The organism is Microbacterium sp., assembly GCF_051953575.1.
In the GTDB taxonomy this organism is placed as follows: domain Bacteria; phylum Actinomycetota; class Actinomycetes; order Actinomycetales; family Microbacteriaceae; genus Microbacterium.
Window position 1 is genome coordinate 11295 of the sequence record NZ_JBQCIP010000020.1, and the last position, 15800, is coordinate 27094.

12 protein-coding genes are annotated in these 15800 nt (G+C 73.2%); 9 read left to right on the forward strand and 3 right to left on the reverse strand.

What is annotated here, in order from left to right:
• Positions 1-856 precede the first annotated feature (856 nt).
• On the forward strand, positions 857-3685 hold the full coding sequence (locus tag ACTHNQ_RS01375; RefSeq protein WP_440330652.1) for an SCO7613 C-terminal domain-containing membrane protein: 2829 nt from the start codon (positions 857-859) through the stop codon (positions 3683-3685).
• A gap of 21 nt (positions 3686-3706) precedes the next feature.
• On the opposite strand, the gene ACTHNQ_RS01380 is transcribed toward ACTHNQ_RS01375, so the two are convergent.
• Positions 3707-4222, reverse strand: a complete 516-nt coding sequence (locus ACTHNQ_RS01380) for a glycine cleavage system protein R (protein ID WP_440330653.1) — start codon at positions 4220-4222, stop codon at positions 3707-3709.
• A 21-nt stretch (positions 4223-4243) separates the two neighbouring features.
• Positions 4244-4615, reverse strand: a complete 372-nt coding sequence (locus ACTHNQ_RS01385) for a hypothetical protein (RefSeq protein ID WP_440330654.1) — start codon at positions 4613-4615, stop codon at positions 4244-4246.
• 129 nt (positions 4616-4744) lie between these two features.
• Here ACTHNQ_RS01385 and ACTHNQ_RS01390 point away from each other — a divergent pair, with 129 nt between their 5' ends.
• Positions 4745-5884, forward strand: a complete 1140-nt coding sequence (locus ACTHNQ_RS01390; RefSeq protein WP_440330655.1) for a polysaccharide deacetylase family protein — start codon at positions 4745-4747, stop codon at positions 5882-5884.
• Positions 5885-5903: 19 nt separating this feature from the next.
• Here the strand turns inward: ACTHNQ_RS01390 and ACTHNQ_RS01395 are convergent, their stop codons facing one another.
• Complete coding sequence (locus ACTHNQ_RS01395) at positions 5904-7085, reverse strand: glycosyltransferase (RefSeq protein ID WP_440330656.1); 1182 nt, start codon at positions 7083-7085, stop codon at positions 5904-5906.
• A gap of 147 nt (positions 7086-7232) precedes the next feature.
• Between ACTHNQ_RS01395 and ACTHNQ_RS01400 the strand changes: the two genes are divergently transcribed.
• The 7 genes from ACTHNQ_RS01400 to ACTHNQ_RS01430 all read left to right on the forward strand — a co-directional run bounded on the left by ACTHNQ_RS01400 (position 7233) and on the right by ACTHNQ_RS01430 (position 15648).
• The gene (locus ACTHNQ_RS01400; protein ID WP_018170401.1) at positions 7233-7493 is read left to right on the forward strand and encodes a glutaredoxin family protein; all 261 of its coding nucleotides are present in this window, start codon (positions 7233-7235) and stop codon (positions 7491-7493) included.
• Positions 7494-7531: 38 nt separating this feature from the next.
• On the forward strand, positions 7532-8380 hold the full coding sequence (gene kynA / locus ACTHNQ_RS01405) for a tryptophan 2,3-dioxygenase (protein ID WP_440330657.1): 849 nt from the start codon (positions 7532-7534) through the stop codon (positions 8378-8380).
• A complete protein-coding gene (locus ACTHNQ_RS01410) occupies positions 8380-9357 on the forward strand; it encodes a hypothetical protein (RefSeq protein ID WP_440330658.1) in 978 nt (325 codons plus the stop codon). The genes kynA and ACTHNQ_RS01410 overlap by 1 nt, the downstream gene beginning before the upstream one ends.
• A complete protein-coding gene (locus ACTHNQ_RS01415) occupies positions 9344-10600 on the forward strand; it encodes a kynureninase (RefSeq protein WP_440330659.1) in 1257 nt (418 codons plus the stop codon). The genes ACTHNQ_RS01410 and ACTHNQ_RS01415 overlap by 14 nt, the downstream gene beginning before the upstream one ends.
• A 34-nt stretch (positions 10601-10634) precedes the next feature.
• Positions 10635-12047, forward strand: a complete 1413-nt coding sequence (locus ACTHNQ_RS01420) for an MFS transporter (RefSeq protein WP_440330660.1) — start codon at positions 10635-10637, stop codon at positions 12045-12047.
• 164 nt (positions 12048-12211) lie between these two features.
• Positions 12212-13993 carry an aldehyde dehydrogenase family protein gene (locus ACTHNQ_RS01425; RefSeq protein ID WP_440330661.1) on the forward strand — a complete coding sequence of 594 codons (1782 nt, stop codon included), beginning with the start codon at positions 12212-12214 and terminating at the stop codon, positions 13991-13993.
• Entirely contained in the window at positions 13990-15648 is a 1659-nt protein-coding gene (locus tag ACTHNQ_RS01430) for a GMC family oxidoreductase (protein ID WP_440330662.1), read from the forward strand. Before ACTHNQ_RS01425 ends, ACTHNQ_RS01430 begins: the two co-directional genes overlap by 4 nt.
• Positions 15649-15800: the final 152 nt, after the last annotated feature.

Genomic DNA, 15800 nt, shown 5'->3' on the forward strand with positions numbered 1-15800 from the left:
GCGTCGCAGCGTGCCGTCGAGGCACTCAAGGCGCGTCAGGCCGTCCTCGATCGGGTGCCGGCGGGGCCCCCGCCCCAGTCGGCGTCGGAGGCGTCGGCGGCGGCGAGCGCGGGCGCAGCGGCGCCCGCGGCGGCATCCACTTCCCCTCACGCCGGACGGGGCGCTCCGCTCCCACCCGCTGCCGCGACCGGCGAGGCTCCGGCACCCGGCGCGTCTGCCTCGGTGCAGTCCGTGCTGGCCGTCGCGGGCGCGGGGCTCGTCGCGGTCGCCGCGCTCGTGTTCACCTTCTTCAACCCCGACCTCGACGATCCGGTCGTGCGCACCGGGATCGTCGGCGCGATCGCGGCGGCGTTCCTCGGCGGTGCCCCGCTCCTGGCCCGCCGCCGGCTGCGGCTGTCGGCGGAGGCGATCGGCGCGCTCGGAGTGGCGTTCCTCGCCCTCACGGTGACCGCGGCGCTGCCGTTCGCAGCCGACGGCTGGGTGTCGGCCGGCGTCGTGGCCCTCGTCGCCGGCGGAGCGCTGGCGCTGCTCGGCCCGCGCGCGGGCATCCGGGCATGGCTGTGGTGCGGCGTGGTCGCTCTCGCCTCCGCGCCGCTGCTGCTCGCGCTCGGCGCGGGTTCGGCTTGGCGCGCTGGCGGGATGCCTCGCCTCGGCCGCCGCCGCGAGCGCCCTTGTCGCCCGCACGAGCGGGAGCGGCGAGCGCGTCACACTGACGGTCGGGCAACTGGGGTTCGCCGCCGCGGCCGTCGCCCTCATCCCGGCATCGATCGGCGAGACCGGCCTCGGCCCGGCGTGGATCGCGGCGCCGACGCTGCTCGCGGTCGCCGCCGTCGCGGTGAGCTGCACGTATGCGCCCGTGCGCGGCCTGTGGAGCGGCATCGCCGGAGCGGCCGTGGTGGGTGCGGTGACGTCGCTGACCCTCGGCGCCGTCACCACGACGTCGGTCGGCGTGTGGTTCGCGCTGCTGCCCACCTCAGCGGGCGCCGGGCTCGTGCTGGTCGGCGTGCTCACGCCGCTCCATCGTCTCGTGCCGCGAGGCGCCCTGTTCACCGGCGCGGTGATGCTGGTCGCGGTGGTCGCGGCGGCGCCGACGCTCATCGCCCTGCTGACACTCGCGGCAGCGATCTCCCGGCCCGGCGCGTTCGGGTCGATCCTGCCGCTGGGCAGCGAGTGGGGCCTGCCCGCGGGGCTCTTCGCCTTGGCGCTCACTCTCGCGTCGTTCGCCGGGATCACCCGCGACGATGCGGACGGCGAGGTGGCGGCATCCGACTCTTCCCCGTTCGGGGCGGGCGATGCCCTTTCGGGACGCACGGGGCGCGCCCCGACCGGACAGGGTGCGCCCCGAACCTCAGAGACGGCGGCGGACAGCGACGCCGTGACGCCGCTGCCGCTCGGGACGCGCTGGCTCGGGTTCCTCGGTGCGTGGTACGCCGTGCTCGCGTTCCTCACGGTGCTGACGCTTCCCGGAGTCGCTGCATGGGCGCGGATCGCGCTGGCCCTGGGCGCGGCCGTGTGCGCGAGCGCCGTCGTCATGACGGTGCTGCGGGATGCCTCGGCCTCGGTCCGGATGCCGCTCGTGGCCGGCGCGCACGCGGCCGTCGCGTACGCGGCCGTGCTGTCGTGGGCAGACGCCGATCTCGCCGTCGTGGCGGGTCCGGCCGTCGTGGCGAGCGTCGGCGTGCTGATGCTGACGGTGCCGCGCGCGGCGCGGTTCGTCCACGTCGGGCTGGGCTTCGCGTACGCGCTGGTCGTGCTGGCGACCGCGCTCGGCCGCACCGCAGCGGACCCGATCGTCGTCGTGTGCCTCACGACGTGCGCGGCCGGCGTCGCCGGCATCGCCGTGACGTTCGCACGGCGGGTGCCCCTGCGCGAGTGGTACGCCGTGCTGACGGTCACCGCCGTGCCGTTCGCGGTGGGCATCGCTCAGGTGCTGTTCGAGCGCAGCGGCTGGACCGCCCTGTCGACGGCCGTGATCTTCTGTCTCGCGCTCACGCTCGTGGCGACCACGCGGCCGGGGCTCGGCGTACCGGTCCGCACGCTGGCCGCCGCCACGCTGGTGCCGTCCGTGTCGGTGGTGGTCGTGTGCCTGGGCGCGCAGCTGCCGATGAGCGGATCCCCGGTCGTGCTGCCCGTCATCGCCGCCCTCGTCGGCGCCGCGCTGGCCGCGGGCGACCTCATCGGCGCTGCCCTCGGCCGCCGGCTTGCGCGGGTGTCGGCGCGGGCCGCGGGGCTCGCGATCGAGGCGTCCGCCCTGCTCACCGGCGTCATCACGGTGGGGCTGGCGCTGGTCCGCACCGCCGCCGGGCTGCCGACGACGCTCCTCGTGCTGCTGATCCTCGGCGCGGGATTCGCGGCGACCGCCGTGCTCGCGCCGCGCCGCTACGCGTGGCCGCTCGCCGGCGCGGCCCTCACGGGCGCCCTCTGGAGCGCGTGGGGGCTCGCGGGTGTCACCGGCCTCGAGCCGTACGTGCTGCCGCCGGCGCTCGGCGCCGCGGCGGTCGGCGCGGTGCTGACCGCACGCGGCCGCCGGGCGACCGGCCTCTACGGGGCCGGACTCGGCGTCGCCGTGCTCTCGGTGCTGGTCATCGCGGCGGCGGGACGGGATGCTTCGTCACCTCTGTCGCTCAGCACAAGTGCCGGCCCGCTCGCGCTCGCCGGCGACACCGGATCCACTCCCCGGACCGCCGCGCTCGTGGCATCCGCATGGCTGCTGACCGCGGCATCCCTCGTCGTCGCGCGTGCGGACACCCCGCGCCTGCGCCGGCTGCGGGCCCTCGCCACACCGACGCTGATACTCGCCGTCGCGGCGTCGACGGCGGCCGCGGTGCAGGGGGTGCGCTGGGGAACCGGGATGGATGCCGCGCCCACCGATCCGGCGATCTTCGGCTGCCTCGCGTTCGGCCTCGCCGGCGCCGGCGCCGCGGCCTGCGCCGCCCGGATGCTGCACCGCCAGGCGGAGGCCGGCACCGTCGCCGCCCGCACGCGCTGGCTCGGAGCGCCGGCGGTGCTGATCGTCGGCGTCGCGACGTGGCCCGCCATCGAGCGCGACTGGGTGGCGATCTGGACCATGTGGGGCCTCGCCGTCGCGCTGCTCGCGCTCATGGTCGTGGTCGCCGCGCGCGGCCTGCGGTGCGTGACCGCGCTGCCTCCGGTGTGGTTCCTGTTCGCGGTCTCGTTCGTGACCGCGGTCGTCGCGTGGAGCCCCCGCGACCTGCGGGTGGAGTGGTTCTCGCTGCCGCTCGGACTGTTCCTGCTCGCCGCGGGGGCGCTGGGCATGCGGCAGCCGGCCGGACGCGAGGCGTCGCTGACGGCCTGGCCGGCGGGCTGGAGCGGATCGTGGGCGCTCCTGGCGCCGGGACTCGTCGTGACCCTCAGCGCCTCGGTCGCCGCGACCTACACCGACCCGCGCACGTGGCGGGCGATCCTGGTGATGGCGATCGCGCTCGTCGCGATCCTGGTCGGGGCGACGCTGCGGCTCGCCGCCCCCTTCTTCATCGGCATCGTGGTGCTGCCGGTCGAGAACGTGCTCGCGTTCGTCGTGCAGCTCGGCCGGGGCATCGAGGCGATGCCGTGGTGGATCACCCTGTCGGTCGTGGGTGCGGTGCTGCTCATCATCGCCGTGGCGTACGAACGGCGGGCCGACGAGAGGTCGGGCCTGACCGCGCGGCTGCGCGACCTGACGTGAGGCGTCCTCGGCGCCGGCGCGTCAGGCGCCGAGCGTCACGTCGACCTGGATCTCGGTCGCGAGGCGCTCCAGCTCGGCCGTGAGGGCGTCGATGTCGACGGATGCCGGCACCCGGGCGGCGACCGTCGCCTCGAAGAGGCGGCCGCCGTACATCGCGGCGTCGGTGGTGCGGGTGGCCATCCGGTCGATCGTCACGCCGTGGGCGCTCAGCACCGCGCTGATGTCGCGCACGATCCCGGCGCGGTCGTTGCCCACCACCTCGAGGGTGAGGGGACGGCCGGGTGCGGCATCCGTCTCGCCTTCGGCACCCGCGTGCACCGTGACCTTCAGCAGCCCGTCGAGCGACGACAGCGCGGCGCGCAGATCGTCGGCCCGTTCGCGGGCCACCGAGATCTCGATGATGCCGGCGAACGCTCCCGCGAGCTCGGCGAGCTGGCTGTTCTCCCAGTTGCCGTCGTGCGCGCGCACGACATCGGCGACCGCCGCGACGAGTCCGGAACGGTCGTCGCCGACCACGGTGAGCACGAGCGTCGTCATGCGCTCACTGTACCCACGCGCTCACCGCGGAGCGAGGGCGTCGCCGACGGGGAACGGCAGTGGGAAGCGCTCGGGGTTCGCTCCCACGGCGGATGCGGCACCGTACTCGTCGGCGACCACCACGATGCCCCGGGGGCTCGCCTCGCCGATCCGCACGGGGCGCTCCGAGCCGTCGGGCAGCCGCAGCGTCCACCGGTCGGCGAGGTAGCCGATGCCCAGATCCTCCAGCAGCTCCTCGGCGTCGAGCCACTCCAGCGGGTCGCCGTCCGCACCGCCCGGGGTGCGCTCGCGGCCGAGCAGGTCGAAGACCCGGAACCCCTCGCCGTCGGCCAGCATCCAGCCGAGCACTTCTCCGTCGGGGCGCCGGTGCTCGATCCAGTCCGCGGGCAGCATCCGCCGAGCCTAGCGCGGCACGCCGGGTTCTCCACAGCCCGGCGGGCTGGCCGCTCCGGGGCGCCGCATCCGGGTATTCTGCACGAAGACGGCCGCGTGGGGAATCGCGGCCCGGATCTGGGGATTCACATGTCCAGTAGGGGTTCGGCCGCGCCCAGGCGCCGGCGGCGACGCGTGTTCGCCGGCGTCGCGATCGCCGTCGTCGTGGTCGCCGCGGTGGCCGGCACGATCGGGGCGATCGCGATGGCGCGGGCGGGAGCGGGTGCCGCACCCGCCGCCGTCTCCACTCCGACGCCCTCCCCCACCCCGACGCCGACCCCGCTCACTCCCGAGGAGCAGCTGCTCGCCACCGCCACCGACCCCGCCGCCTGCGCGGTCAGCTTCACCGGCGACGGCGTCACCGACGCGCCGCAGCTGCAGACGCAGGGCGGGCTGTATGCGGGCCTGCCGATCCCGGCGCGCGACGGCCTCGTGTTCGCGGGCTGGTACGCCACCCCGGCCGACGCGGCCGCTCTCTCGATCCCCGGCCGCGTCAACGGGTCGGAGCCCGTGGTGTGCGTCGATCGCCGCGTGACGCTGTACGGCGCGTGGATGAGCCCTGAGCAGAACGCGGCCGAGAACGCCCGCATCCCGATCCTCATGTACCACCAGTTCACGACGAAGCCCGAGGGCGAGTCTGGCTGGCTGCGCGGCAACTACGCCTACATCGGCGACTTCGACGCGCACATGAACCACATCGCGACCGGCGGCTTCTACCTGCCCACGTGGGACGAGTTGTCGGCGTTCATCGACGGGCGGCTGTTCCTGCCGAACCACTCCGTCATCGTCACTGACGACGACGCCGATCAGTCGTGGTTCGACCTCGCGGTGCCGGTCGTCGACAAGTACAAGGTGCTCTCGACGTCTTTCATGATCACCGCGTACCGACAGGACCCCGCCCCGAGTCTGTACGTGCTGCGCCGCTCGCACACCCACGACATGCACCAGGCCGGCGACAACGGCAAGGGGCGCATGGTCAACTGGACGGCCGACCAGATCGCCGCCGACATGGAGGCCTCGGCCGCCGTGCTCGGCGTCAAGGAGGTCATGGCGTACCCGTACGGGCACTACAACGACACCGCTAAGGAGGGACTTCGCCAGGCTGGCTGGGAGATGGCGCGCACCATCGAGCCCGGGTACGTCACGATCGGCACCGACAAGCTCGCGCTGCCGGTGCAGCGGGTCAACTACGGCATGGGGCTCGACGCCCTGGTGGGGATGATCGGCTGACGCGAGTGCGTGCGCGCGGTCAGAGCTCGCCGGGCGCCGTCGCCTGCGCGTCGAGCTCGTCGATGAAGGCACGCGCAGGACTCTCGGCGCCGGCCTTGCGCGGCGCGTAGACCACGAGCGAGTGGAACACGAAGCGCACGAAGAACGCGATGACGAGCGTGATCGCCGTCGCGACGACCGCGGAGATGTGCCCGCTCGACACCATGAGTGCGACGATCGGGATGCGGATGACCGCTTCGGCGTTGTTGAACGCGAACGACTTCGCGAACCGCTGCCACACGCCCGACGCGCTGTCGCGCATGTCGTGAAAGACGAAGCGCTCCTGCAGCAGGAAGTTGCCGATGATGGTGACCTCGGCGGCGATCACCGCGGCGACGATGTAGCCGACGCCCACGTGGGTCAGGGCCCACACGATCGCGATGTTCGCGAGGGCGCCGAGCCCGCCGATCACGGCGAACAGCGACATCTTGCCGAAGCGCAGCGCGGTCAGCTGCGTGAGGAAGTGCACGCCCTGCCGCACGGACGCCTTCGACTCGCCCGCGTGGCGGTCGGCGAAGTCGAACGGCACCTCGGCGACGCGCATCGGCCGCCGGGCGAGGATCTCGAGCAGGATCTTGAATCCGCGCGGCTTCAGCTGCGCGTCGTCGACGGTGCGCCGGTCCACGAGGAAGAAGCCGGTCATCGGATCGGACACATCCTTCAGGCGGATGGGGAACATCGCCCGGGTGAGCGCCGTCGCCCCCTTCGACACGAGCACCCGGGTGCGATCGGCCAGGCCCTCCGACGTGCCGCCGCCGGCGTACCGGGATGCGATCACGACATCCACGTCGCCGCGGGCGAAGCGCCGCCACAGCTGGGGGATCTCTTCGGGCGGATGCTGCAGGTCGCCGTCCATCACGAGGCACGCGTCCGACTCGGCGGCGGCGAATCCCGCCATGACGGCGCCGCCCAGCCCGCCCGTCGGCTGCTCGCGGTGGATCAGCCGCACGGGAAGGGGCGCGGATGCCGCATCCTCGGCCCGCTCGGCGGTGAGGCGTTCGCCGACCTCGCGGATGACGTCGGGCGTGGCATCCGTCGAGTCGTCGACGAACACGATCTCGGCCTCGATGCCGGCGCGGTCGACCGCCGATGCGACACGACGAACGAGCTCCTCGATGTTGGGAGCTTCGTTGAACGTCGGAACCACGATCGACAGGTCCATCGCGCCACATCTTTCCACGGCCACCTGAACGAAGTGAGGGACGTTCAGCCAACCCTGGGAATATCCGCGGCCTGCGCATCAGGTCGGGCGGGCCGTGCCGAGGTCTCGCCCGGCGCCCGTCCAGGCGGGCCGGGAGAGAATGGACGCATGACCTCCTCCCCCTCGAGCATCACCATGTTCGGCGCCGACTGGTGCCGTGACTGCATCCGCACCAAGAAGCAGCTCGACGAGCTCGGCATCTCGTACACCTACGTCGACCTCGTCGCCGACCCGGCCGCCGCCGATGTCGCCCGCGACATCTCGGGTCGTACGAACATCCCCGTCGTCGTGTACCCGGATTCGTCGCACCACGTCGAGCCCTCGAACGCCGACGTCGAGGCGAAGCTGCGCGAGCTCGAGCTGATCTGACCTGACGGGACGGCATCGACTCTCATTAGGCTGAGGCCGTGAGCGTCGAACGCAACACCCGCGAGATCGAGGGATCGGTCGTCACGGACTTCCGCGACCGGATGAGCTACGGCGGGTACCTCGATCTCGACACCCTGCTGTCGGCCCAGCGGCCGCTGAGCGACCCCGAGCACCACGACGAGCTGCTGTTCATCGTGCAGCACCAGACCACGGAGCTGTGGCTGAAGCTCGTGCTCCACGAGCTCGGTGCGGCATGCCGGCTGCTGCGTGCGGACCAGCTCGCGCCCGCGCTGAAGTGCATCGCGCGTGTCAAGCACATCCAGAAGACCCTCACCGAGCAGTGGTCGGTGCTGGCGACGCTGACGCCCGCCGAGTATGCGCAGTTCCGCGGTGTGCTCGGCAACGCCAGCGGCTTCCAGTCGGCGCAGTACCGGGCGGTGGAGTTCACGCTCGGCAACAAGAACGCGGGGATGCTGCGCGTCTTCTCGTCGGATGCCGCCGCCCATGCGCTCGTCGAGGCGGCTCTGAACGCGCCGAGCCTGTACGACGAGTTCCTGCGGCTGCTCGCCCGCAGCGGATACCCCATCCCGGAGTCCGTGCTCGAGCGCGATGTGACGACGGCGTGGACGTACACGCCCGAGCTCGTGCCGGTGTTCACCGAGGTGTACCGCGACCCGCAGACGCACTGGGCGGCGTACGAGACGTGCGAAGAGCTCGTCGACCTGGAGGACAACTTCCAGCTGTGGCGCTTCCGCCATCTCAAGACCGTCGAGCGCATCATCGGGCTCAAGGCGGGAACCGGCGGATCCAGCGGCGTCCCGTTCCTGCAGCGCGCGCTCGACCTGACCTTCTTCCCCGAGCTGTACGCCGTGCGGACGGAGCTGTGATGCCGGGCGACCCGTTCGCGCTGCGCGAGCTCCTCGGCCCCGACGCCGCCCTGTGTCGCCGGGCGATCACCGGCGAGCACGGCGTCTCGCTGCCGCCGTTCACCGACCACCACGTGCACCTGCACCTCATCGACGAGCGGGCGCTCGCGCCCGGCGGCATCGCCGCGGTGCTCGACCTGGGCGGCGACCCGGTGGCGCTCGCCCAGCGTCCCGCCGATGCCATCCCCCGCGTGGCCTACGCGGGCGCGTTCCTCACGGCTCCCGGCGGCTACCCCGCCGGCCGTCCGTGGGCGCCGCCGCAGATCGTCCGCGAGATCACCGACGCGTCGACGCATCCGGGCGTCCCGGGCGGTGCCGCGACGGCCGTCGACGAGCAGGCGTCGTTCGGGGCATCCGTCATCAAGATCGCGCTCAACAGCACGACGGGGCCGATCCCCGACGCCGACGCGCTCGCGGCGATCGTCGCCACGGCCCGCGAGCGCGGGCTTCCCGTCGTCGCGCACGCCGAGGGCGAGGGTATGCCGCAGCTCGCCGCCGAAGCCGGTGCCGACGCCTTCGCCCACACGCCGTTCAGCGGGTACGTCGGCCGCGCGTTCATCGCGCACGCCGTCGCGGCCGGGCAGGTGTGGATCTCGACGCTCGCGATCCCCGACGACCCCGACGCGGCGGAGTCCGCCCGTGTCAACCTGGCGGGCTTCGCAGCGGCCGGCGGCCGCGTGCTGTACGGGACGGACCTCGGCAACGGCGACCGGCCGGTCGGCGTCATCGCCGAGGAGGTCACCGCCCTCGATCGCGCAGGGGTTCGCGGTGCCGCGCTCATCGCCGCGATGGCCGACCCCTGGCCGGCTGCCGCACCGCCGTCCGGGGTGACGACGTTCGTGCCGGGCGATCCGCCCACGCACCTCGACGAGGTCGCCGAGTGGCTGCGCGGTGCCACCGTGGTCCCCAGCGAGGAGCTCATCCATGACGAGTGCTGACGCCATGCCCGCCGTCGCGCTCGACGGCGAGGCATCCGCACTCGACGCCGCCGACCCGCTCCGCGAGCGACGCGACCTGTTCGTCGGCGCCGAGACGCCGCTCGTCTACTTCGACGGCAACTCGCTCGGCCGGCCGCTGAAGGCCTCGGTCCTGCGCCTCGAGCGGTTCGCGCGCGACGAGTGGGGAGGGCGCCTGATCCGCGGCTGGGACGAGTCGTGGATGCAGCTGCCGTTCGACATCGGCGACGCGCTCGGCCGCGCGGCGCTCGGCGCCGCCCCCGGGCAGACGGTGATCGGCGATTCGACGACCGTGCTGCTGTACAAGCTCGTGCGCGCCGCGTTCGACGCCGCCGTGGCCGCCGACCCGGCGCGTGTGGAGATCGTCGTCGATCGCGACAACTTCCCCACCGACCGCTACCTCGTCGAGGGCATCGCCGCCGAGCGCGGCGGGCGGGTGCGCTGGGTGGACGTGGACCTGGCCGGCGGCGTGACCGCCGAGGCGCTGCAGGGCGCCGTAGGACCCTCGACCGCAGTGGTGCTGCTGTCGCACGTCGCGTACCGCTCCGGGTATCTCGCGGATGCCGCATCCCTCACCCGCATCGCGCACGACGCCGGCGCACTCATCGTCTGGGACCTGTGCCACTCCGCCGGCTCCGTGCCCGTGCAGGCGGATGCCTGGGACTTCGACCTGGCCGTCGGCTGCACGTACAAGTACCTGAACGGCGGCCCGGGGTCGCCCGCGTTCGCCTACGTGGCCTCGCGGCTGCAGGACCGCCTCGCTCAGCCGATCCAGGGCTGGATGGGCGCGGCCGACGTGTTCGCCATGAGTCCCGAGTACCGCCCGGCCGAGGGGATGCGCCGCTTCCTGTCGGGCACTCCGCCGATCGTCGGCATGCTCGCCATGCAGGACACGATCGCGCTCCTGGACGAGGTCGGCATCGACGCCGTGCGTGCCAAGTCGGTGGCGCTCACCGAGTTCGCCGTCCGTGTCGCCGATGGGCTGCTCGCCCCGCTCGGAGCGGTCGTCGCCTCACCGCGCGACCCGGGCGAGCGCGGCGGTCACGTCACCCTGTCACACCCGGCCATGCGCGCCGTCACCGCACGACTGTGGACGCAGGACGTCATCCCCGACTACCGCGACCCGGGGGGACTGCGCATCGGGCTCTCACCCCTCTCGACCTCGTTCGCCGAGACGCTCGCAGGGCTCCGCGCCGTCGAGGCGGCCGTGCGGGCAGAGGCCTGACGGGCGAGGGCCCGCACTGACCTACACTGGCGCGATGAGCAATGAGGCTCCGGCGGCACCCGAAGCCCCGGCATATCCTTCTTCGCGCCTGAGCGCCGGGACGATCGCGCGCTACGCGACCGGATCCCTGGGGACGGGCGGATTCGCGACGCTGCCCGGACTCGTGCTGACTTACTACCTCACCGACTCGCTCGGCGTCGCGGCGCTCGCCGCCGGCGCGGTCATCACCATCGCCAAGGTGTGGGACGTCATCATCGACCCCGTCATCGGGGCGCTCACCGACCGCGACCTCGCCCGGCACGGCAGCCGCCGGCGTCTCATGCTGATCGGCGCGTGCGCACTTCCGGTGCTGTTCGCCCTGACGTTCGCGGTGCCCCCGGCGCTCGGACCTCTCGCGGCGGGAATCTGGGTGCTGCTCGCCTTCACCTTGACGGCCACCGCGTTCAGCCTCTTCCAGGTGCCGTACATCGCACTGCCGGCCGAGCTCACGCCGCGTTACGACGAGCGCACGCGACTGCTCACGTGGCGGGTCGTCGTGCTCACCCTCGCGATCCTGCTGTTCGGCGCGGGCGGCCCGGCGCTGCGCCGCGTGTCGGACGACCCCGTCGTGGGCTACCTCGTCATGGGGATCGTGTGCGGTCTCGCGATCGGGATCGGGATGCTGGTCTCGACGACGGTCGCGAAGCGGACCCCGCCCGCACCCGCCGCCGCGGTCGCTGACCCGGCCGCCGAGAAGACGGGCATCCGCGAGCACTACGCCGCCGGCATCCGGGCGCTGCGTCGCAGCCGGCCGTTCCGGCTGCTGCTCGCCACCTTCGTGCTGCAGGCGCTCGCGACCGGTCTCATGCTCGCCGGAGCGCAGTACGTCGCCACCTGGGTGCTGCACTCGGAGGCCGCCGTCGAGTTGCTGTTCGTCGCGCTCATCGCGCCCGCGCTCCTGGCCGCGCCGTGCTGGGGCGCGATCGCGCGCCGCATCGGCAAGGAACGCACCTTCGAGATCGCGAGCGTCGTCTTCGGGATCGCAGCCCTCACGATCCTCGGGGTGCTGTGGGTGCCCGGCGACTGGATCTACGTGCCCGTCGGGATCGCCGGCATCGCCTACGCGGGCATGCAGTCGCTGCCGATGGCGATGCTCCCCGACGTGATCTCGCACGACGAGCGCACGCACCCCTCCGCCGCGTCCGGCGCAGGGCGGGCCGGTGCGTTCAGCGGCGTGTGGACCGCCGGTGAGACGGTCGGCTTCGCGCTGGGCGCGACGACCCTGTCGCTGATCCTCGCCCTCACCGGATACGTCTCCCGCGCAGCGGGGCAGGTCGTGGAGCAGCCGGATGCCGCCGTCACGGGCATCGTCGTGAGCTTCAGCCTCGCTCCGGCCGTGCTGATCGCGCTCAGCCTCGTGACCCTCACCCGCTACCCGCTGCGCCGCGCCGACATCGACGCGTCCTGACACCGAGGCTGCGGCATCCGCCCTCCGTCCGTGGACGGCGAATCCTGAGACTCAGTCGCGAAGCCGCTGGGACTGCGTATCGCACCGGTGATCCGGTGACATAGGATGCCCGGTGACGGACTCACCCGACCCGAGTTCCGGGTGCCGGTTCGAAGGAGAACGAGATGTCCCCCACCTCTTCGGCCGCTGCCGAGACCGCCGCGAAGACGCCCGCGAAGGCCCGCACCAAGAAGGCTGCCGCAGACGGCGCCCCGGCTCTGCCCGACGACGAGCGCGCGGCCCTCGACGCCGACATCGACCGCCTCGAAGAGGGCGCACGCGTCTGGGTCGCCCTCACCCTCGACCAGCGGGCGCGCCTGCTCGGACGCGTCCGCGACGCGCTCGGACGTGTCGCCCAGGAATGGGCCGACGCCGCGACGATCTCGAAGGGCCTGGAGCCCGGCCACGCGCTGTCGGGCGAGGAATGGCTCGGCGGCCCCTACGCGGTGATCGGCCTGCTCGACGCGCTGCGCGAGACGCTCGAGGCGCTCGCGAAGGGCAAGAGCCCGCTGGACGGCGTGAAGTTCGACGCCGCGCCGGGCGGACGCCTGCGGGCGCACACCTTTCCGCTGAACGGCACCGAGAAGTTCCTGCTGTCGGGCTTCACCGGCGAGGTGTGGTTCGAGCCCGGCGTCACCGCCGACGAGGCCCGCCGCGCGGCCGGCCTCGCACAGCTGACCCCCACCGACTCGGGCGGCGTCGGACTCGTCCTCGGCGCGGGCAACGTCACCTCGATCCCCGTCGCCGACGTGCTGTACGAGCTCTTCGCCCACAATCGCGTCGCGCTGCTGAAGGTCAACCCCACCCAGGACTCGCTCGTGCCCGTGTTCGAGCGCGCCCTGGCGCCCCTCATCGAGCCCGGCTTCGTGCGCATCGTGCGTGGCGGCGCCGCCACCGGCGCGTACCTCACGTCGCACCCGCGGATCGCCCACGTCCACATCACCGGATCGGCGGCGACGTTCGACGCGATCGTGTGGGGACCGGATGCAGCGGATCGCGAGACCCCGAAGCTCAAGGTGCCGATCACCGCCGAGCTCGGCGGCGTCTCGCCCATCATCGTCGTGCCGGGGGTCTGGTCGTCCGCCGACCTGAAGTATCAGGCCGAGCACGTGGCCACGATGCGGCTCGTCAACGCCGGACACAACTGCATCGCCGGCCAGGTCGTCATCGTGAGCTCCGACTGGCCGCAGCGCGCGGAGTTCCTGCACCGCCTGCACGAGGCCTACGCCGCGGCGCCGGAGCGCCCTGTCTGGTACCCCCGCAGCGACGAGCGGCTCGGGGCGGCGGCATCCAGCTATCCCGATGCCGTGTGGTGCGCCGACCACACACGCGCGATCGTCGAGGTGAAGGACGGCGACGACCCGGCGCCGGTCGAGACCATCGAATACTTCGCGCCGGTCCTCGGGGTCGTCGAGGTGGGCGGCACCGGGCAGGAGTTCCTCGACGCGGCCGTCGCGCACGCGAACGAGAAGCTCACCGGCACCCTCGGGGCCAACGTGCTCATCGACCCCGCCACGGAGGCCGCGCTCGGCGACGGCTTCGAGCGGGCGATCGCCGAGCTGCGGTACGGCGACATCGCGATCAACACCTGGACCGCCTTCAACTTCCTGACTGCCCGCCTCACCTGGGGCGGCTACCCCGGCGCGACGCTCGCCGACGTGTCGAGCGGCATCGGGATCGTGCACAACGCGCTGCTGCTCGACCGCGTGGAGCGGTCGGTCGCCCGCGGACCGTTCCGGCCCTTCCCGCGGTCGGTCGGCAAGGGCGTGTTCACGATCCTGCCGACGCCGCCGTGGTTCGTGAGCTCGCGCACCGGCGCCGAGGTGAGCGCGGGACTCACCCGCTACCTCGTGGACGGCAGGCTGCCGGGCCTCGTCGCGACGCTCACCAAGGCCATGCAGGCATGAGCCGGCGGGACCGCTCGGGCCGGTTCGGACGCGACGGGCTCGAAGCGGACTACGTCGTCGTCGGCGCGGGCTCCGCGGGCGCAGCGCTCGCGGCCCGCCTGAGCGAGGACCCGACCGTGTCGGTGCTCCTGCTGGAGGCCGGCGGCCCCGACAAGGCGATGGAGCTGCACGTCCCGGCCGCGTTCTCCAAGCTGTTCCGCGGCGCCTACGACTGGAACTACGACACCGTCCCCCAGCCGCACCTCGAAGGCCGCACGGTGTACTGGCCGCGGGGCAAGACGCTCGGCGGCTCGTCGTCGCTCAACGCGATGATGTGGGTGCGCGGCTTCGCCGCCGACTACGACGAGTGGGCGGATGCCGCCGGCCCGAGCTGGTCGTGGGACGCCCTGGTCCCCTACTTCCGCCGCGTCGAGCACACGGCCGACCCCGCTGATGCGACGCAGGGCCGCGACGGGGCGCAGCCCATCGAGCACCAGCGGGATCCCCGGCCGCAGACGGCGGTGTTCCTGGCGGCCGCGCGCGAGGCGGGTCATCCCGTCACTCCCGCGAACCTGCCGACCGGTCAGGGCTTCTCGCAGACGATGGTGAGCGAGCGCCGCGGCGGCCGCGCCTCGACTGCCGACGCCTACCTGCGGCCCGCGAAGGGCCGGCCCGGACTGCGGGTGCTGACCGGCGCACACGTGCGGCGCGTGACGTTCGACACCGCGGCGGACGGCGCGCAGCCGCGCGCCACCGGCGTGTACGTCGATGTCGACGGCGTCACCCGCCATGTGCGGGCGCGTCGCGAGGTGATCCTGTCGGGCGGAGCGATCAACACACCGCAGCTGCTCATGCTGAGCGGCATCGGACCGGCCGACCACCTCGCCGAGCACGGGATCGACGTGCTCGTCGACGCCCCGGGCGTGGGCGCGAACCTGCAGGACCATCTCGTCGCCGGTCTGGCCCCGGCCGCGCCCGGCGGCACGCTGTACGACGCCGAGAAGCCCGCGGAGCTCGTGCGGTACCTGGCTTCGCGCAAGGGGATGCTGACCTCCAACGTCGCAGAGGCCTACGGGTTCGTCCGCACCGCGGTGGCCGACAGCGCGGGCATGGCCCCGGGGCTGCCCGACATCGAGATCATCTTCGCGCCCGTGCCGTACGTCGGCGAGGGGCTTGTTCCGACACCGGGCCACGGCCTCACGGTCGGGGCGATCCTGCTGCGACCGCACAGCCGCGGCACCATCCGGCTCGCGTCGTCCGACCCCGCGGCGCCTCCTGTGATCGACCCCGCGTACCTCTCGGATGCCGACGGCGTCGACGCGGCGACGATGCTCGCGGGCCTCGCGGAGTGCGAACGCCTCATCGACACCGATGCGATGCGCACGATCACGACCGGGGGGTGGGTGCAGCCCGAGGGCGGCGAGCGCATGACGCCTGAGGAACGCGCCGAGCTCTCGATGCGCCGCTACTCGCACACCCTCTACCACCCCGTCGGCACCGCGCGCATGGGCACGGACGAGGGATCCGTCGTCGATCCCGAGCTGCGCGTCCGCGGCGTCGCGGGATTGCGCGTGGCCGATGCGTCGATCATGCCGACGGTGATCCGCGGCCACACGAACGCGCCCGCGATCGTGATCGGCGAGGTCGCAGCCGACCTGCTGCGCGGCCGCCGCTGACGTCTCGCGTCCGGGCCGTTCGCAGTCCGCTCGCAGGCGAGCCGTCGCAACACGCTGCATGGCGCGGCCCATGGCGACCACATGCGATGGCTCGGCGCCTGGCCGGCAGCATCCCGGCCCGAAAGCGAACCGTCGCAGCACGCCGCATGGCG